The sequence below is a fragment of the Bradyrhizobium sp. 6(2017) genome (assembly GCF_011058295.2).
In the GTDB taxonomy this organism is placed as follows: Bacteria; Pseudomonadota; Alphaproteobacteria; order Rhizobiales; family Xanthobacteraceae; genus Bradyrhizobium; species Bradyrhizobium septentrionale.
Genome location: NZ_CP049289.2, coordinates 1,790,021 through 1,806,944, shown reverse-complemented (window position 1 = coordinate 1,806,944; position 16,924 = coordinate 1,790,021). Strand labels below are relative to the sequence as shown.

Below are 16,924 nucleotides of genomic sequence, written 5' to 3'. Positions count from 1 at the left end.
CCATTTTAACGATATCGCAGGACGCAATGAGGGAAGCGTCAAACCACCAGTTTCAAACTGGGACAGCCGTGCGCGCCGCGCTCGCCATCACGTGGCTAGCGGTCGCCTGTGCGCTTGGTGGATGCGCGGCCGGCGGCAATGTGGCCGATTCCTATGCCATGGCCACACCGGCAAGCAGCGGCACGACCGTTGCGTTCGAATCGATCGACGGCCCGCCGCCCCAGGTGTTCGACCGCATGGTCGGCGTGCTCGACAGCGAATCCAAGCTGCGCAGCCTGTCGGTCGTGTCGCGCCAGGGCGCCGCGGCCTACCGCGTGCGCAGCTATCTGTCGGCACAGGTGGTACGCGGCCGCACCATGATCGCGTGGGTGTGGGACGTCTATGACAGCAATCAGCAACGTGCCCTCCGCCTCTCCGGCGAGGAGCCCGCGGGCAAGGCCGGCCGCGACGCCTGGGCCACCGCCGACGATCTGGTGCTGCGCAGGATCGCCCAGGCCGGGTTCAGCGGCCTGTCCAGCATGATCAATGGCGGTCCGGCGCCCGCCCCGGCCCCGGAGCTCCGCGGGCCGACCGTCGCGAGCGCGCCGTCCTCCGCCGGGTCCGAGACCGTGGCGCTCGGCTATTCCGCCAATTAGACCCCGTTATGTCCCGGTGAAGGGCGTTTTTGCCCAGGAAAACGGCGGCGAAAGCGGGCTAATGGGTTGCCAGCCAAGCCGCCTCCCTGATATTCCCTCGCGCACCGAAAACCCGCCGGTTCTGTAAGGACTTGAGATGCTGAACGTCGTATCCAGCAAGGCGCGGGGGGAAGCATCGATGTCGGCAAAGAACGGATCAATCAAGCTCGTCGCCGGCAACTCCAATCCTGCGCTGGCGCAGGAGATCGCCAAGGGACTTGGCATCGAACTGACCAAGGCCGTGGTCCGGCGCTTCGCCGACATGGAGATCTTCGTCGAGATCCAGGAGAACGTCCGCGGCTCGGACATGTTCATCCTGCAATCGACGTCGTATCCGGCCAACGACAATTTGATGGAATTGCTGATCATCACCGACGCACTGCGCCGTTCCTCGGCGCGCCGCATCACCGCGGTGGTGCCCTATTTCGGCTACGCCAGGCAGGATCGCAGGTCCGGCTCGCGCACGCCGATCTCGGCCAAGCTCGTCGCCAACCTGATCTCGCACTCCGGCGTCGATCGCGTCATGACGCTCGATCTGCACGCCGGCCAGATCCAGGGCTTCTTCGACATCCCCGTCGACAATCTCTTCGCAGCGCCGCTGATGGTCCGCGATATCAGAGAAAAGTTCGACCTCGCCAAGGTGATGGTGGTGTCGCCGGACGTCGGCGGCGTGGCGCGTGCGCGCGGGCTCGCCAAGCGCATCAACACCCCGCTCGCGATCGTCGACAAGCGCCGCGAGCGCCCCGGTGAATCCGAAGTGATGAACGTGATCGGCGACGTCGCCGGCTACAATTGCATCCTGGTCGACGACATCGTCGATTCCGGCGGCACGCTGGTGAACGCGGCCGAGGCGCTGATCGCGCACGGCGCCAAGGAGGTCTCGGCCTACATCACCCACGGCGTGCTGTCGGGCGGCGCCGCCGCGCGCATCGCATCGTCGCGGCTGAAGGAGCTGGTCATCACCGACTCGATCCTGCCGACCGAGGCCGTCAACAAGGCACCGAACATCCGCCAGATCTCGGTCGCCGGCCTGATCGCCGAAGCGATCGGCCGAACCGCGGCGGAAGAGTCGGTCTCCAGCCTGTTCGATTAGCGGACCTACACTCACTGTCGTCCCGGCCTTGAGCCGGGACCCATAACCACCGATGACTGTTGCTGCGAAGATTGGGGCCGCCGCCGGCGCTCACAACGTAATCCTGTGGTTATGGGTCCCTGCTTTCGCAGGGACGACACGCAGTTTGTGGCACTCACCCCGCTAAAACCCCGGCCGCGGCACGTGGCTCATCAGCGTCCGCGCATAGCCGCCATCGACGATGATCTCCTCACCATTGACGTAGGACGAGCGGTCGCTCGCCAGGAACAGGATCGCATCCGCCATGTCCTGCGGTGCGCCGATCCGGCGCATCGGCACCACGGCGGTGCGCCGCTCGGTGACCCCTGGCGTATCGTAGAAGGCCTGGCTCATCGGCGTCACGACGAGGCCCGGGCTGACCACATTGCTGCGGATGCCGTGCGGCCCCCATTCGGCAGCGAGCTGCTGCGAGAGCATCACGACGCCGGCCTTGCTGACGCTGTAGGCGCCGCTCTGCCCCTGTGCATTGCTGGCGGCGATCGAGGCGACGTGGATGAGGCTGCCGCCGCTCGCTTTACGCATCTGGCCGCCGAACGCCTGCGCGCAGATGAAATAGCCGGTGAGATTGACCGCCAGCACCGCATTCCATTCGGCGAGCGGGAGCGTATCGAGCCCGCCCGGGCGCAGCACCGCCGCGGTGTTGACGAGGATGTCGCAAGCCCCAAGCGTGCGCTCGACGGCCCCAGCGGACGCCGCGACACTTTCCGCGCTAGTGGTGTCGCAGCTCGCGACGAGGTGACCATCGCCGAACTCGCCAAGCTTTGCCTTGGTCTCGGCAAGCCCGCGCTCGTCGCGATCGAGGGCTGCGACCCTGGCGCCGGCGCGCGCGAAGCTGACCGCAGTGGCGCGGCCGATGCCGCCGCCTCCGCCGGTGACGACGGCTACGCGGCCCGACAGGCCGAGCCAGTCGGAGGAGCCTTCCTTGGTCATGGTCCGATCACTCCCATCCAGTGAGTTTGTTACCGGACAGCTTAACCGAAGATGCGATCAGACCAAGGCCGCTGTACCAGCTCAGGCGCCGACCGCCGCTGCCCCGCCGACGACCTCGCCAAAGGATTTGAAGAACTCGCCGGCAAGCTTCCTCGCGGTGGAATCGATCAGCCGGCCGCCAAGCTGCGCCAGCTTGCCGCCAATTTGCGCGTCAACCGCGTAAGCCAGAACGGTCAGGTCTGGCCCTTCCGACGTCAGCGTGACGATCGCGCCCCCCTTGGCGAAGCCGGCGATGCCGCCAGAACCTTCGCCGGAGATGCGATAGCTGTTCGGCGGATCGAGATCGGACAGCGTCACCTTGCCGCCGAAGGTCGCTTTCACCGGCCCCACCTTGAGCACGACGGTAGCAGTCATTTCGGTAGGTGAGGCCATCTCGAGCGACTGGCAGCCGGGAATGCACCGCTTCAAAATCTCGGGATCGTTGAGCGCGGCCCACACCTTCTCTTTTGTGGCCGGGATACGCTGGCTGTCGTTCATCTGCATATTGCGGATTACCTCCCTGCAATGGAGCCGGTGGAACGCTGGCCACGGCGGCGTTCAATGGTGATTTCGGCGAGGATCGACATCGCGATTTCCTCCGGTGTGATGGCGCCGAGATCGAGCCCGGCCGGCGCCTTCACGCGATCAATCACGGCAGCCTCGAGACCGTCGGCAATCAACTTGTTGCGTAACGCCGCCATCTTGCGTTTGCTGCCGACGAAGGCGTGATAGGCAGCGTCGATCGCAACCGCCATCTTCAGCGCGATCTCGTCACCCTTGCCCTGGGTCGAGACCACGACGAAACGACGAGCCGGATGGAGATCTTTCGGTTCGAAACCATCGAGGATCACGTCAGCATCCGGCGGGACAATGAGGTCGGATGCGGGCGCGGCAAGCGTCACGTGATAGCCGAGTTGGCGCGCTTGGGCGGCAAGCGACAGCGCGACCGGACTTGCGCCGAGGATGACCAGCGAGGGATGCGGCAAGACCGGTTCCACGAAAATGTCCATCGTCCCCTTGCTCGGGCACATATTCGAGGCGAAGCGCACACCATCCTTGCTCTCGCCAGCCTTCACGCCGAGCTCGGCGAGCAAATTCTCAGGCTGCACCGAGACCATGCGCGGCTCGCCATCGATCAACGCATCGCGCGCCGCCTTCAGGACCGCTCCTCTGGCACACCCTCCTCCGATCCAGCCCGCCACGATCGTACCGTCCGGACGGATGATGGCCTTCGCTCCCGCCTTGGCGGCGGTCACCGAGACCGTGCGAACGACTGTCGCCAATACGAACGACTGCTCCGCGGCCTTCAGCTGCGCGACCAGATCCATGATCTCGACATGCACGCCCATCAAAGCCTCGCCAGATAGGGTTCGAGCGCCCTCAAGCTCGCAAGCGTGTTGGCCGGCGCATAGAGATCGACATGCGGCAGCGCCGCCTTGATGCCGCGCGCCTCGGGCGCGTAACCCTGCCATCCCATCATCGGGTTGAGCCAGGCGATACGGCGGCAGCGCCGGCGGAGCGCCGCCATCTCGCGGCCGAGCAATGCAGCGTCGCCCGTCTCGTAACCATCGGAAACGATCATCAGACAGGTGCGCGAATGAACCACGCGCGCTGCGTGCCAACGATTGAATGTCTGCAGGCACTCACCGATCCTGGTGCCGCCACCCGCTCCCTGCGCCATGATCGAGAGCCGGTCGAGGGCGCGGCCGGCATCCCTCTCCTTCATCGCGTCCGAGACGTGAGCCAGCCTCGTATGGAACAGGAACGCCTCGGCCTCGCGGAACTCGTCGAGCACGCCATGGATGAAGCGGAGGAAAACGCCCGTGTACATGCTCATCGAGCCGGAAGCGTCGAGCAGGACCACCAGGCGCAAGGGCTTCGGCTTGCGCTGGCGTCTCACCAGACTGAGCGGCACGCCGCCGTGACTGATGTTGCCGTGAATCGTGCGACGCAGATCGAGACGATAGCCTCGGCGGCGCGCCAGATCGCGCCGCGTCAGCCGCGTGCGCATGACGCGCGCCAGTTGCGCCGCAGCGAGGTGGGCCAGCTCAACCTGCTGCGGATCTGCCAGATTGCGGAAATCCACCTCGGCGAGATTGTCCGCGCGCGACGCGCCTTCCATGCGCCCATCGCCGGAGCGTTCATTTTCGACCCCATCAACCGAGGGAATCTGATCGATCGCCGTCTCGGCACCGGCTCGGGGCTCGGCCGATTGGTTGGGCAGACTTTTCAGCGATGGATTGTTCGCGGGTTTCACGGCACCCGTCGCGATCGAACGCGACCGCACCCGCGTGCCGAGCCAGAAAGCGTCAAAAATTCCGTCGAACCTGTCCCAATCGGCCTTGCGCGTCGAAAACAGGTGCTTGAGCGCCGAACGCAGCAGGCCCGGCCGTGCCGCGTAGCCCGCAGCCATCAGGGTGGCGGCATCCTGACCCTCGGCAAGACCGACGGCGAAGCCGCTATCCCGCAGGGTCCGCAGAAACGCCGCGAGCTTGCGGGACACGAGGCGGGACACCTCGTTGACGTCGTCAAGATCGGGTGATGCGCCGCAGCAGCTCATGCGACCCTCCCCAGCAGACGTTGCGTGACCTCGCGCGAGACCCGCGCCTTGTCTTCCTGCGTCTTGAGCAGGCACATCAGGGTTTCGTGCACGGTCTCGGGCGCATCGTGCAGATCCTTCACCTCAAGCCCGACCAATGCAGCGGCCCAATCCAGCGTCTCGGCGACCCCGGGCACCTTGCGCAATTCCTCTTTCCGGATGCACTCGACCATGCGCGCGATCTGCAGGGCCAGCGAGGCGCTGGTGCCTTCGAGCCGCGTCGTGATGATGCGCGCTTCCCGGTCGACGTCGGGATAGTCGACATAGTGGTAGAGACAGCGGCGACGCAGCGCATCCGAGAGCTCCCGCGTACCGTTCGACGTCAGCACGACATGAGGTATTGCAGTCGCCCTGATGGTGCCGAGTTCGGGTATCGTGACCTGGAAATCGGACAACAGCTCAAGCAGAAATGCCTCGAACTCATCGTCGGCGCGATCGATCTCGTCGATCAGCAGAACCGGCGATCTTTCTCGGCGAATCGCAGCGAGCAATGGCCGCTCGAGGAGATACTTCTCGGAAAAGATCTGATCCTCGACCGCATCCGCATCGGCGCCGCGGTGCGCCTGGATCGACAGCAATTGCCGTTGGTAGTTCCATTCATAGAGTGCCGCGGACTGGTCGAGCCCCTCATAGCACTGCAGGCGAATCAATTCGGTAGCGTGAACGGCGGCCAGCGCCTTGGCGACCTCGGTTTTGCCGACGCCCGCCTCGCCTTCCAGCAAAAGCGGACGCCGCAATTGTTGCATCAGCGCGATCGCGATCGCGAGCTCGCCGTCGGCGATATAGCCGGCGTCGCCGAGTGCGCGCGCGATCTCGTCACGGGTCTTCATGGGGTAGCGAACACGCCGAGGTTCTTCGCCGCCAACCAGTTCCGCCAGAAATCATGCGGCATCTGGATGTGGGTCGATCCAAGAAACGAGAATGCGTCGTTGACCGCGTTTGAGAAAGCGGGCACGCCGCCGACATTCGGGCTTTCACCGACACCCTTTGCGCCGATCGGGTGATGCGGTGACGGAGTGACCGTAAAATCCGTCTCCCAATGCGGCGTCTCGACCGCGGTTGGCATGAAGAAGTCCATGAACGAGCCGGTGACGACATTGCCCTCGGCGTCGTAGCGAATCTCCTGTCCCATCGCGATCGCAAACGCCTCGGTGAGGCCGCCATGCACCTGGCCCTCGATGATCATCGGGTTGATCCGCGTGCCGCAATCATCGAGCGCATAGAAGCGCTTGACCTTGTACACGCCGGTGTCGACGTCGATGGTCATCACGCAGATATAGGCGCCGAACGGATAGGTCATGTTTGGCGGATCATAGTAGCTGACCGCCTCCAGCCCCGGCTCCAAGCCCGGCGGCACCGAATTGTACGCGGCCCAGCAGATATCCTTCATCGACATGACTTTCTCGGGCAGGCCCTTGACGCGGAAGCCATCGATGTCCCATTCGAGATCGTCCTCGTGGACCTCGAGCTTGTAGGCGGCGATCATCTGCGCCTTGGCCCTGATCTTTCGCGCGGCCATCGCGATCGCGGCGCCTGCGACCGGCGTCGATCGCGAGCCGTAAGTGCCGAGGCCGTAAGGCGCGGTATCCGTGTTGCCTTCCTCCACCATGATGTTGTCGGCGGGGATACCGATCTCGGTGGCGATGATCTGTGCCCAGGTCGTCTCGTGCCCCTGGCCCTGGCTCTTGGTGCCCACCCGGGCGATGCCTGCACCGGTCGGATGCATGCGTATCTCGCACGAGTCGAACATCGCAATTCCGAGGATATCGCAGTTCTTCGATGGGCCGGCGCCAACGATCTCGGTGAAGAAGGAGACGCCGAGACCCATGATCTCGCGAGTCTCGCCGCGCTTGAACGCCGCGCGCTGCTCCGCTTGCTGCTTGCGCAAGCCGGCGTAGTCGACCGACTCCATCATCTTGCGCATCGCGGTGTGGTAGTCGCCGGAGTCATATTCCCAGCCGAGCGCCGAGTGATAAGGGAATTGCTCCGGCTTGATGAAATTCTTCAGCCGAAGTTCGGCCGGATCCATCCCCAGCTTCTGCGCCAGGATATCCATCGCGCGTTCGATGCAGTAGGCCGCCTCGGTGACACGGAATGAGCAGCGGTAGGCAACCCCGCCCGGGGCCTTGTTGGTGTAAATGCCGTCGACCGCGAGATGCGCGGTCGGGAAATCATACGACCCGGTGACGATATTGAAGAAACCCGCCGGCCATTTCGACGGATCGGCACAGGCGTCGAATGCGCCGTGATCGGCCAGCACATGGACACGCAACCCCGTAACCTTGCCCTCCTTGGTCGCGGCGATTTCCGTCGTCATGTGATAGTCGCGCGCGAACGACGTCGCGGTGAGGTTCTCGATGCGATCTTCAACCCATTTCACGGGCTTGCCGGTGACGATGGAAGCGACCGCGGCGCAGATATAGCCCGGATAGGCCCCGACCTTGTTGCCGAAGCCGCCGCCGATGTCAGGCGCGATGACGTGGATCTTCTGCTCGGGAATTTTTGCGATCAACGCCACGACGGTGCGGATCACATGCGGCGCCTGGAAGGTGCCCCAGATCGTCAGTTCACCCTTGATCTTGTCGAAGGAACAGACGCACTGGCAAGTCTCGAGTGGCGACGGATGGGTGCGATGGTAGGAGATCATCTCCTTGATCGTCACCTCGGCCTTCTTGAAGGCGGCATCCGTCAGGTCCTTGTCGCCGACGGTCCACTCGAAAATGTGATTGTGGTGCTTGCGCGGGCCGTGGGCGCCGGTGGTCTTGCCGGCGAGATCTTCGCGCAGCACCGGTGCATCTGCGTCCATTGCCTTGAAAGGATCGATCAGCGGCGGCAGTGGTTCGTACTCGACCTTGACCTTGTTGACACCGTCATCGGCGGCGTAGCGGTCCGTCGCGACGACGAAGGCCACCTCCTGGTTCTGGAACAGCACCTTGCCGTCGGCCAGCACCATCTGCACATCGCCTGCCAAGGTCGGCATCCAGGCAAGATTCACCGTCTTCAGCGTCTCGGCGGTGATCACCGCGAGCACGCCCGGCACCTTCAACGCCTCGGAATCGTCGATCGACTTGACGCGCGCATGCGGATGCGGCGAACGCACGAAATCGCCATGCAGCATGCCCGGCAGCTTCACGTCGTCGACGTAATTGCCTTTGCCCTGCGTAAAGCGGATGTCTTCGACCCGCTTGCGCTTGCAACCCATACCTTCGAGCGCAGCGCTGCGTTGTTCCCGCGTGGGAGTCATATCGTTCATTCTGCGGCCTCCCGGAATTCCACGCCGTTGATCTTGGCTGCGGCGTATTGAATGGCTTTGACGATGTTCTGGTAGCCGGTGCAGCGGCAGAGATTGCCGGAGATACCCATCCGGATCTCCTGCTCGGTCGGCGACGGATTCTCCTTCAGAAGCCGATGCGCGCGCATGATCATGCCCGGCGTGCAGAAACCGCATTGCAGACCGTGCATCATGCGGAAGCCCTCCTGCAGCGCCGAGAGCGAACCGTCGGGGTTCGCCATGCCCTCGATCGTGGTGATGTCGGAGCCGTTGGCCTGTATCGCGAACATGGTGCAGGACTTCACCGACATGCCGTCGATATCAACCGTGCACGCGCCGCAATGCGTGGTCTCGCAGCCAATATGGGTGCCGGTCATCTGCAGGTTCTCGCGGATGAAGTGCACCAGCAGGGTACGTGGTTCGACGAGGCCTTCGACCTCGGCGCCGTTCACCTGCATCGTGATATGCGTCTTTGCCATCTGGTCCCTCCTCAGGCCGCATTGGCGGCGGCGCGCTGCAGCGCTCGCATCACCATGATGCCGCCGACGTGCTTGCGGTATTCGACGGGCCCCCGCGCATCCGCGGCTGGAGCCATGATCGCCTCCGCCGCGGCCGCAGCCTTCCTGAGCGTGGCTGCGTCGAGGCTGGTGCCGATCACCACCTGGGCGGCGGCATCGGCCAGTAGCGGCGTTTCCGAAAGATTGGTCAGTCCGATCGTGCAGGTCGCAACCTTGCCGCTGGACATCGTGAGCACCACCGCCGCGGCAGCGGTGGCGTAGTCCCCGACCTTCCGCTTCAGCTTCTCGTAGGCGTAGCCGTGACTCGCGGGGGGGACCGGGATGGAGATCGAGGCCAGAAGCTCGCCTGGCTCGATCGCTGTGAAATAGGCCCCCTGATAGTAATCGGCGGCTGCAACCTCACGACCGCCATGCGGCCCCTCGAGATGATAGGTCGCGCCAAGCGTCATCATAAGCGCCGGCATGTCGTTGCCCGGGTCGCCATTGGCGACATTACCGCCCACGGTGCCACGGTACCGCACCTGAGGATCAGCGATCAGAAGCGCGGCCTCATGCAGAATGGGGATGGATTGGGCGATCTCGACGGAGGTAAGCAAGTCGTGCTGGGTGGTCATGGCCCCAATCAGGACCTTGCTGCCTTCGCGACGGACGCCTTTCAGGTCGGCGATGTCATGCAGGTCGACAAGGTGCTCGGGGGCAGCCAGCCGCAGCTTCATCATCGGGACCAGGCTGTGGCCACCAGCCAGCGGACGAACCTCATCGCCAAGTGTCGAAAGCAGTTTCACCGCGTCAGCCAGCGTCGCCGGGCGGTGATAGCTGAACGAGCCGGGAATCATCGTTTCCTCCATGTCGTCCTGCGGCCCTTAGGGTCCGGCGGACGTTGGAGGGAGGCTGGCTGGGCGCGGATTCGCCCGCAACAGATGCGGCACGGGCACGCAAAATTCGCACGAAATGCCGTCCGATGCGCACGAAATGCGTCAGCGCCTACGTCCCATCGGGCCAGGGAGGCGTTCAGGCGGTGCGGCGGGCGAGCCCGAGTCGGGCCTTCACCTCAGCGATCTTGGCTCGGCTCACCGGAACGCGATGTGGCGACGGACCGTCCAGTTCAATGACCGCGCCATCGCCCTCCTTCCGAACCAGGGTCACATGCGGTATCGCCACGATATGGCTGCGGTGCACACGCAGAAACAGGCGGGGATCGAGCAGCGCCTCGGCCTCCGAGATCGACCAGGGGCACATCCTCTCCCGGGTCCCGTCATGCACCTTGGTGTAGTGGGCATCCGCCGTCACGCTGCGAACGTCTGCGGCATCGATGAAATGGGTGCCGTCCGCCCCTTCTAGAGGCAGCCGACGTGCCGGCGGGGCGCGGGGCGGCTGGCCAATTCCACCCAAGGGGGTCGGCCGAAGCGGTGGATCGGCCTGAACAGTGGCGGCACCCGCCAGTTCGGCTGAATCGGAGCTTCCCCCGGCGGCGCCGGCAATTGCCACGGCCGTTTTCCGCGGATCAGGCACCAACGACAGCAGGAAGCCTGCGGCAATAACGAAGCACAGCAACGTCACGACCAGCGACAGCATCTGCGACGACGCCGCCAATCCATCCATGTGGTGATGAGCCTCGCCGCCAGATGGAGCTATCTGCATGCCGGCCATTGCCGTGTAGTGCATCCCGGAGACGGCAAAGCCGAAGGCCACCGCACTCAACATCAACTGGACGCCCCCGTGCCGCGCCAGGAATGCGCGTAAGCCGCCATAGGCCGCGGCGATCGCGATCGCGATCGAGAGCACAACCAGTCTCGGAGCGTGCGTCATCGCGAAGTCGCCGGACAGCCCGTGCATGCCGACATAGTGCATGCTGGCAATGCCAAGGCCGAGCAACACGGCCGATGAAACAACGCGGAGCATCGACGGCTCGCCGACGCTGACGAAGAACAGCGATATGCCGACCACCAGCGCGCAGATCAGAAAGGAGATAATGGTCGGCAACACCAGATAGACAGTGCCCACCGGCAATGGTGCGGCCAGCATGCCGACAAAATGCATCGTCCAGATGCCGACGGCGAAAAAGAATGCTGCACCCGCGAGCAACAGGCGATGAGCGGAATCCGGTCCGCCGCGGATGCGCGCGGCCAGGCCGAAACCGGTGTAACCTCCCAGAATCGCGATCACCACCGAGAGCGCGACGAGATAGGGATCGTGTCCTTCGAACATGATCGTCTCGGCCAAGCCGTCGTCACGGCGAGGCCTCCTCCCACCGCCGACTTTATAGAGGCGGCGGTGGGAATGACAATCAGACGATTGGAAGGCGCTAGCCGGGGATCCCCGCCGCGACCTGGCCGCGCAGACGCTCCAGGCTGAGCAGCGTGTTGGCGCAGGCTTCCGCGACCTCGATCCCCTTGATGACGAAGTGCTTGCGGAAGAAGTCGTAATGCACCTCGGTCTCGTGGAATTGCTGCGGCGTCAGCACTGCCGAGAACACAGGCACCTCGGTGCGCAGCTGCACGTCCATCAGCGCCTTGATCACGGTGTCGGCGACGAATTCGTGGCGATAGATGCCGCCATCGACGACGAGCCCGGCCGCGACGATCGCGGTGTAACGGCGGGTCTTCGCCAAGAGTTGCGCGTGCAACGGGATCTCGAACGAGCCCGGCACCTCGAACACGTCGACATTGGTGATGTGGCGCGCCTCGATCTCCTTCAGGAAGGAGATGCGGCACTCTTCCACCACATCGCGATGCCAGGACGACTGCACGAAGGCGACGCGCTGCGGCTTGGCGAAGTGCGGATGCTCCGGCGCCGGCGGAATTGCCGGCGTATCGGAAGCGCTATCTGCTTCGGAGGTTTGGACTTGAGAAGCTTGAACGTCTTGGTCTTGCAACATCTGATTCATGGCTTTCCTCTTTCAGGACCAGAATCAGGGCACACGGACAACGACACGAGCCGACGCGAAAATCGCGTTGGCCGCCGCAACCGTTCTCTTTCATCCGGACTGTAACCGTCGGCTTCGGAATTGCACCGAATCTGCTGACCCTTCTCCCGGCTTCGCGAAAGAAGGCGCTCGCGGGCTTGGGCTCATCACCCTTACCGCCGGTGGGGATTTTCACCCCGCCCTGAGAACATCGGCACGCCCGGGATGGACGTGCCTGAGACGAAATATGACCAAACCGCGACAGCCGGGCAAGGTCCTTTGGCATGGGGAATCGGCATGTCCCCATGAGCACGATGCGGCTCTTGCAGGGAGGGTGCGAGCGCTCGAAGGCTGATTCACGCGTGCGGCGAAGCGCCTGCAAATGGTTAACAAATCGTTACGCGCGCACCAAGATTCCGATTTGTTCGCAAAATCACAAGTGTGGCGGAGATCAGCTGTGGACGATGCGCGCTTTGGCTGTGGACGGACTCGGCGTGCGGTTGCGCGGATTCCGCAAATCACATCACTTCATCGGCGTCAGGTCCAGGAGCATCCGGAAGCCCGGTCAAGGAACTGCACTCGGCCACGACGCAGTATGTCGCAGGTGCCGGCTTCCGTGTGCGTATCAAGCGATCATAAGAACAAGGTCCGAGACGGCATGTCCCTCCTCGAAAGCATTATCGATTCCCGGAACAACCCGCTTGCGGTGGTCGAAGATATCGCCACCGACAACAACTGGGCGTTCGAGCGTTCCGGCGAAGACGAGGTGACGATCGTCTCCAAGGGAGACTGGATCGATTATCAGCTCTCCTTCACCTGGATGGGCGAGATCGAGGCGCTGCATCTCGCCTGCGCCTTCGACATGAAGATGCCGCAGGCGCGACGCGCCGAAGTGCAGCGACTGGTTGCCGCGATCAACGAACAATTATGGGTCGGCCATTTCGACCTGTGGACCCACACCGGCATGGTCATGCACCGCCAGGCGCTGGTGCTGCCCGGCGGCCTCACCGCCTCGACCGCGCAATGCGAGAGCATGGTGGTCAACGCAATCCACGCCTGCGAGCGCTACTACCCGGCGTTCCAGTTCGTGGTGTGGGCGGGCAAGTCGACCGCCGAGGCGATGGCGGCTGCGATGTTCGATACCGAGGGCGAGGCGTAAGCCTCAACGGATTCAATCGTCATGCGCGGGCTAGACCCGCGCATCCATCCGGCAAAAGCTGCTTTCGTTCCGATGGATTGCCGGGTCGAGCCCGGCAATGACATCTGGGTGCTTGTGGCTCGCTCCCTGCTTCACTAGAACCCTTGTGGTTATGGCGCCCGGCCTCCGCCGGGACCACGAGCGGTGACACCTGTGAACGCAAGCAGCGCATTGACAAACACGACCGGCACCATCGCGCTTGCGGGCGCGGGCAAGATGGGCGGCGCGATGCTGACCGGCTGGCTCGCACAGGGCCTCGCGCCCAAGCAGGTCGCGGTGATCGATCCGTATCTCTCGCCGGAGATCTCCGCGCTCGCCGCAAAGGGTGTGCAGCTCAATCCGCAGGCAAAGGATCTCGGCACCGTCGATACGCTTGTCGTCGCGGTGAAGCCGCAATCGTTCCGCGACGCTGGCGCCGCGCTGAAGGCGCTCGTCGGTCCGTCGACGCTGGTGGTCTCGATCATGGCCGGCACGACCATGTCAGCGCTGGAAGAGGTTGTCGGCGGCGCGGTGGTGCGCGCGATGCCGAACACGCCGGCGGCGATCGGCCGCGGCATCACGGTCGCGGTGCCGTCAAAGCGCGTCACCGCCGCGCAGCGCGCCACGACCGATGCGCTGCTGAAGGCAACCGGGCTCGTCGAATGGGTCGACGATGAGAGCCTGATGGACGCAGTGACCGCGGTCTCCGGCTCCGGCCCGGCTTACGTGTTCCTGCTCGCCGAGGAGCTGGCCCGCGCCGGCGTCGCGGCCGGCCTGCCCGAGCAGCTTGCGACCACGCTGGCGCGGGCGACCGTCGCCGGCTCCGGCGAGCTGCTACATCGCTCGGATCTGCCGTCGGCGACCTTGCGGCAGAACGTCACCTCGCCCGGCGGCACCACGGCTGCTGCGCTCGAGGTTCTGATGGCGAACGACGGCATGCAGCCGCTGATGACCCGCGCCATCGCCGCAGCAACCCGGCGCTCAAAGGAATTGGCGAAGTAAAGCATCCACCGTCATTGCCGGGCTTGACCCGGCAATCCATCTCACGTGGACAACGCTGTCTTTCTTGATGGATGCGCGGGTCAAGCCCGCGCATGACGAGTTGGTCGTGCGGACCGCACAGCGCCTGGGCCTGCCTATTGCGTTTGGCCCGAGGTCCCTGCGAGCCGTTTGTTGAAACGCTCCACATTGATCAGGCCGCGGGCGTGGCGGCCTTCACCGAGCTTGCGCGGGCCTTCAAAGGCCTCGACCTCGAAACGGATCACGCGGCGCTCGACCGCAATGACCTTCGCTGTGGTTCGCACCGTGGCACCGACCAGCGCCGCCGCGAGGTGGCGGATGTCGACCTCGGTCCCGACCGTGACCCAGCCGGGCTGCAGCGCGCCGCGGATGGCGTCGCCCGAGGCCATCTCCATTTCGAGGATCATCATCGGGGTCGCATAAACCATCGGCATATCAGGCACGAAATGCCCGACCGTGCGCTCCGGCGGCACCACGAGCGTGCGCTCAGCGCTCATGCCGACCTTGATGAAGTCGCGTGCGTCCATTAGCGCCTCAAGAAGACTGTCGTCCCGGCCTTGAGCCGGGACCCATAACCACCAAAGCTGGTTGTTGCGAAGGCTGGGGCCTCAGCGAGCGCAACGACTGGCATCAGTGGTTATGGGTCCCTGCTCCAGTGCGCAATTGCGCACAAGGCGGGGACGACCCGTGGAGAGACAGGGGCTATTTCTTCGCCGCGGCAGCGCGCTCGACGAAGGACTTGCCGCCCTTCATCTTGTGATGCAGCGGCGCTTCATTGATCTGGATCACGACCGCGTCGGCATCGACGCCGAGATTCTTCACCAGCGCCTGGGTGATGTCGCGCATCATGCCGAGCTTCTGCTCGTCGGTGCGGCCGGCGGCCATGCTCACGGTGATCTCAGGCATTGGAAGAACTCCCTTGTTATTGTTGACGCGCAACTGCAGCTGACCGGGCTTGGCCGGACGCGCCATCTTTTTGAAGATGGATGCGCGGGTCAAGCCCGCGCATGACAATCCAGCTATCCCCAGGTCACGTCATGCCGCGCCAGGACCTCGCGGACCTTGGCGACCAGATCGGCCTCTGCGCAGGAGAACTGCGCGGGACGTGTCTCGCGCCATTCCTGGTTCGAGGCGATCGCCGCTGCGGCCTTGGCGCCCTCGATCAGATCCTTGATCTGCAGCTCGCCGCGCGCCTTCTCGTCGGAGCCCTGGATGATCACGCAAGGCGAGTTGCGGCGGTCGGCATATTTGAGCTGGTTGCCCATGTTCTTCGGATTGCCGAGATAGAGCTCGGCGCGGATGCCGGCCTGCCGCAGCTCGGCGACCATCTTCTGGTAGTCGGCGACACGGTCGCGGTCGAACACGGTGACGACGACGGGGCCGAACCCGGCCTGCGTGTCGAGCTGGCCGAGCATCGTGAGCGCCGCCTGCAGGCGCGACACGCCGATCGAGAAGCCGGTTGCCGGCACCGGCTCGCCGCGGAAGCGCGAGACCAGGCCATCGTAGCGGCCGCCGCCGCCGACCGAGCCGAACCGCACGGGACGGCCCTTCTCGTCCTTGGTATCGAGCAGCAGCTCAACCTCGTAGACCGGGCCGGTGTAATATTCGAGGCCGCGGACGACGGAGGGATCGATGCGGATGCGATCTTCACCATAGCCCGCCGCCGCCGCAAGCTTCGCTATCTCAACCAGTTCAGACCTTCCCTGATGAAGCAGGTCTGTTCCCTCCTGGCCTTCGAGGAAGATGCTTGGCGCATCGATCACGAGAGATTGTCTCTGAATTCCGTCAGAACTTTCGCTAGTCTCGACTCTGAACTTTAAGGCCTGAAAGACGGTCTCAATCTGAGCCTCGTTGAGCTGGGCTCCCTTAGTAAAATCCCCGCTCTCGTCCTTACGCCCCTCGCCGAGCAGAAGGCGAACTTCTTCTGGCTTAAACTTATCAAGCTTATCGATGGCTCGGAGTACCGTCAGCCTGCGAGACGCATTCTCCTGTCCGCTAAGACCGATGCGGTCTAGAACTCCGTCGAGCACCTTGCGGTTGTTTACCTTCACGATATAGGAGCCGCGCGGAATGCCGAGCGCTTCCATCGTGTCGGCCGCCATCATGCAAATCTCGGCGTCGGCCGCCGGTGTCGCCGAACCGACCGTATCGGCATCGAACTGCATGAACTGGCGGAAACGGCCGGGACCCGGCTTCTCGTTGCGGAACACGTAGCCGAAACGATAAGAGCGGTAGGGCTTCGGCAGCGCGTCGAAGTTTTCCGCGACATAGCGCGCGAGCGGCGCGGTCAGGTCGTAGCGCAGCGAGATCCACTGCTCGTCATCGTCCTGGAACGAGAACACGCCCTCGTTGGGACGGTCCTGGTCGGGCAGGAACTTGCCGAGCGCGTCGGTATATTCCATCGCCGGCGTCTCCACCGGCTCGAAGCCGTAGAGCTCGTAGACGGCGCGGATCTTCTCGACCATCTGCCGCGTGGCATTGATCGCGGCGGGGCCACGATCTTCCAGCCCGCGCGGCAGGCGCGCCTTCAGTTTCTGGGGTTTTTTGGGTTTTTCGGCCATGAGCGGCCGTTTACCAGCCGGCGCGCAAGGCGGCAACCGGGGCCTCCATTCCCAGATTGTCATTCCGGGGCGCGTCGAAGACGCGAACCCGGAATCTC

17 protein-coding genes and 1 riboswitch are annotated in these 16,924 nt (G+C 64.1%); of the genes, 4 read left to right on the top strand and 13 right to left on the bottom strand.

The annotated features are described in order from the left end of the window. The first annotated feature begins 26 nt into the window (after positions 1–26). Positions 27–635, top strand: a complete 609-nt coding sequence (locus G6P99_RS08520; protein WP_165127762.1) for a hypothetical protein — start codon at positions 27–29, stop codon at positions 633–635. Between the two features lie 178 nt (positions 636–813). Then, the gene (locus tag G6P99_RS08515; protein ID WP_029081966.1) at positions 814–1,767 is read left to right on the top strand and encodes a ribose-phosphate pyrophosphokinase; all 954 of its coding nucleotides are present in this window, start codon (positions 814–816) and stop codon (positions 1,765–1,767) included. A gap of 162 nt (positions 1,768–1,929) precedes the next feature. Here G6P99_RS08515 and G6P99_RS08510 read toward each other — a convergent pair whose 3' ends face one another. From G6P99_RS08510 to G6P99_RS08465, 10 genes are all read right to left on the bottom strand, one after another. After that, positions 1,930–2,736, bottom strand: a complete 807-nt coding sequence (locus G6P99_RS08510; protein WP_029081965.1) for an SDR family NAD(P)-dependent oxidoreductase — start codon at positions 2,734–2,736, stop codon at positions 1,930–1,932. An 81-nt stretch (positions 2,737–2,817) separates the two neighbouring features. After that, entirely contained in the window at positions 2,818–3,279 is a 462-nt protein-coding gene (locus G6P99_RS08505) for an SRPBCC family protein (protein WP_029081964.1), read from the bottom strand. An 8-nt stretch (positions 3,280–3,287) separates the two neighbouring features. Then, positions 3,288–4,124 (bottom strand): XdhC family protein, encoded by an 837-nt coding sequence (locus G6P99_RS08500; protein WP_029081963.1) that lies wholly within the window; start codon positions 4,122–4,124, stop codon positions 3,288–3,290. Then, positions 4,124–5,335 (bottom strand): vWA domain-containing protein, encoded by a 1,212-nt coding sequence (locus G6P99_RS08495; protein WP_029081962.1) that lies wholly within the window; start codon positions 5,333–5,335, stop codon positions 4,124–4,126. The genes G6P99_RS08500 and G6P99_RS08495 overlap by 1 nt, the downstream gene beginning before the upstream one ends. Further along, positions 5,332–6,204: an AAA family ATPase gene (locus G6P99_RS08490; protein WP_029081961.1), complete on the bottom strand. Its 873-nt coding sequence runs from the start codon at positions 6,202–6,204 to the stop codon at positions 5,332–5,334. Before G6P99_RS08490 ends, G6P99_RS08495 begins: the two co-directional genes overlap by 4 nt. Then, on the bottom strand, positions 6,201–8,627 hold the full coding sequence (locus G6P99_RS08485; RefSeq protein WP_029081960.1) for an aerobic carbon-monoxide dehydrogenase large subunit: 2,427 nt from the start codon (positions 8,625–8,627) through the stop codon (positions 6,201–6,203). The genes G6P99_RS08490 and G6P99_RS08485 overlap by 4 nt, the downstream gene beginning before the upstream one ends. Then, on the bottom strand, positions 8,624–9,124 hold the full coding sequence (locus tag G6P99_RS08480; protein ID WP_029081959.1) for a (2Fe-2S)-binding protein: 501 nt from the start codon (positions 9,122–9,124) through the stop codon (positions 8,624–8,626). The genes G6P99_RS08485 and G6P99_RS08480 overlap by 4 nt, the downstream gene beginning before the upstream one ends. A gap of 11 nt (positions 9,125–9,135) precedes the next feature. Then, on the bottom strand, positions 9,136–9,999 hold the full coding sequence (locus tag G6P99_RS08475) for an FAD binding domain-containing protein (RefSeq protein WP_029081958.1): 864 nt from the start codon (positions 9,997–9,999) through the stop codon (positions 9,136–9,138). A 175-nt stretch (positions 10,000–10,174) separates the two neighbouring features. Next, positions 10,175–11,371, bottom strand: coding sequence for an MHYT domain-containing protein (locus G6P99_RS08470; RefSeq protein ID WP_029081957.1), 1,197 nt, complete (start codon positions 11,369–11,371; stop codon positions 10,175–10,177). Between the two features lie 97 nt (positions 11,372–11,468). Then, the gene (locus G6P99_RS08465) at positions 11,469–12,050 is read right to left on the bottom strand and encodes a 6,7-dimethyl-8-ribityllumazine synthase (protein ID WP_029081956.1); all 582 of its coding nucleotides are present in this window, start codon (positions 12,048–12,050) and stop codon (positions 11,469–11,471) included. Between the two features lie 78 nt (positions 12,051–12,128). Beyond that, a riboswitch (FMN riboswitch) is annotated at positions 12,129–12,282 on the bottom strand. 444 nt (positions 12,283–12,726) lie between these two features. On the opposite strand from G6P99_RS08465, the gene G6P99_RS08460 reads away from it, so the two are divergent. Both G6P99_RS08460 and proC read left to right on the top strand, forming a co-directional pair. Beyond that, on the top strand, positions 12,727–13,227 hold the full coding sequence (locus tag G6P99_RS08460; RefSeq protein WP_029081955.1) for a YbjN domain-containing protein: 501 nt from the start codon (positions 12,727–12,729) through the stop codon (positions 13,225–13,227). 255 nt (positions 13,228–13,482) lie between these two features. Then, complete coding sequence (gene proC / locus G6P99_RS08455) at positions 13,483–14,247, top strand: pyrroline-5-carboxylate reductase (protein ID WP_245284722.1); 765 nt, start codon at positions 13,483–13,485, stop codon at positions 14,245–14,247. A gap of 134 nt (positions 14,248–14,381) precedes the next feature. Here the strand turns inward: proC and G6P99_RS08450 are convergent, their stop codons facing one another. From G6P99_RS08450 to hisS, 3 genes are all read right to left on the bottom strand, one after another. Further along, positions 14,382–14,792 carry a thioesterase family protein gene (locus tag G6P99_RS08450; protein WP_029081953.1) on the bottom strand — a complete coding sequence of 137 codons (411 nt, stop codon included), beginning with the start codon at positions 14,790–14,792 and terminating at the stop codon, positions 14,382–14,384. A gap of 175 nt (positions 14,793–14,967) precedes the next feature. Next, entirely contained in the window at positions 14,968–15,171 is a 204-nt protein-coding gene (locus G6P99_RS08445) for a tautomerase family protein (protein WP_018269806.1), read from the bottom strand. A 113-nt stretch (positions 15,172–15,284) separates the two neighbouring features. Then, the gene (gene hisS, locus G6P99_RS08440) at positions 15,285–16,889 is read right to left on the bottom strand and encodes a histidine--tRNA ligase (RefSeq protein ID WP_371261185.1); all 1,605 of its coding nucleotides are present in this window, start codon (positions 16,887–16,889) and stop codon (positions 15,285–15,287) included. Positions 16,890–16,924 lie beyond the last annotated feature (35 nt).

What these genes read in the sequence shown, in the direction of transcription:
- G6P99_RS08475 (WP_029081958.1), bottom strand. Translation starts at nt 9,999, where the DNA reads ATGATTCCCGGCTCGTTCAGCTATCACCGCCCGGCGACGCTGGCTGAC.
- G6P99_RS08470 (WP_029081957.1), bottom strand. Translation starts at nt 11,371, where the DNA reads ATGTTCGAAGGACACGATCCCTATCTCGTCGCGCTCTCGGTGGTGATC.
- proC (WP_245284722.1), top strand. Translation starts at nt 13,483, where the DNA reads ATGGGCGGCGCGATGCTGACCGGCTGGCTCGCACAGGGCCTCGCGCCC.
- G6P99_RS08485 (WP_029081960.1), bottom strand. Translation starts at nt 8,627, where the DNA reads ATGAACGATATGACTCCCACGCGGGAACAACGCAGCGCTGCGCTCGAA.
- G6P99_RS08520 (WP_165127762.1), top strand. Translation starts at nt 27, where the DNA reads ATGAGGGAAGCGTCAAACCACCAGTTTCAAACTGGGACAGCCGTGCGC.
- G6P99_RS08445 (WP_018269806.1), bottom strand. Translation starts at nt 15,171, where the DNA reads ATGCCTGAGATCACCGTGAGCATGGCCGCCGGCCGCACCGACGAGCAG.
- G6P99_RS08465 (WP_029081956.1), bottom strand. Translation starts at nt 12,050, where the DNA reads ATGAATCAGATGTTGCAAGACCAAGACGTTCAAGCTTCTCAAGTCCAA.
- G6P99_RS08510 (WP_029081965.1), bottom strand. Translation starts at nt 2,736, where the DNA reads ATGACCAAGGAAGGCTCCTCCGACTGGCTCGGCCTGTCGGGCCGCGTA.
- G6P99_RS08500 (WP_029081963.1), bottom strand. Translation starts at nt 4,124, where the DNA reads ATGGGCGTGCATGTCGAGATCATGGATCTGGTCGCGCAGCTGAAGGCC.
- G6P99_RS08480 (WP_029081959.1), bottom strand. Translation starts at nt 9,124, where the DNA reads ATGGCAAAGACGCATATCACGATGCAGGTGAACGGCGCCGAGGTCGAA.
- G6P99_RS08460 (WP_029081955.1), top strand. Translation starts at nt 12,727, where the DNA reads ATGTCCCTCCTCGAAAGCATTATCGATTCCCGGAACAACCCGCTTGCG.
- G6P99_RS08515 (WP_029081966.1), top strand. Translation starts at nt 814, where the DNA reads ATGTCGGCAAAGAACGGATCAATCAAGCTCGTCGCCGGCAACTCCAAT.
- G6P99_RS08505 (WP_029081964.1), bottom strand. Translation starts at nt 3,279, where the DNA reads ATGCAGATGAACGACAGCCAGCGTATCCCGGCCACAAAAGAGAAGGTG.
- G6P99_RS08490 (WP_029081961.1), bottom strand. Translation starts at nt 6,204, where the DNA reads ATGAAGACCCGTGACGAGATCGCGCGCGCACTCGGCGACGCCGGCTAT.
- G6P99_RS08450 (WP_029081953.1), bottom strand. Translation starts at nt 14,792, where the DNA reads ATGGACGCACGCGACTTCATCAAGGTCGGCATGAGCGCTGAGCGCACG.
- hisS (WP_371261185.1), bottom strand. Translation starts at nt 16,889, where the DNA reads ATGACAATCTGGGAATGGAGGCCCCGGTTGCCGCCTTGCGCGCCGGCT.
- G6P99_RS08495 (WP_029081962.1), bottom strand. Translation starts at nt 5,335, where the DNA reads ATGAGCTGCTGCGGCGCATCACCCGATCTTGACGACGTCAACGAGGTG.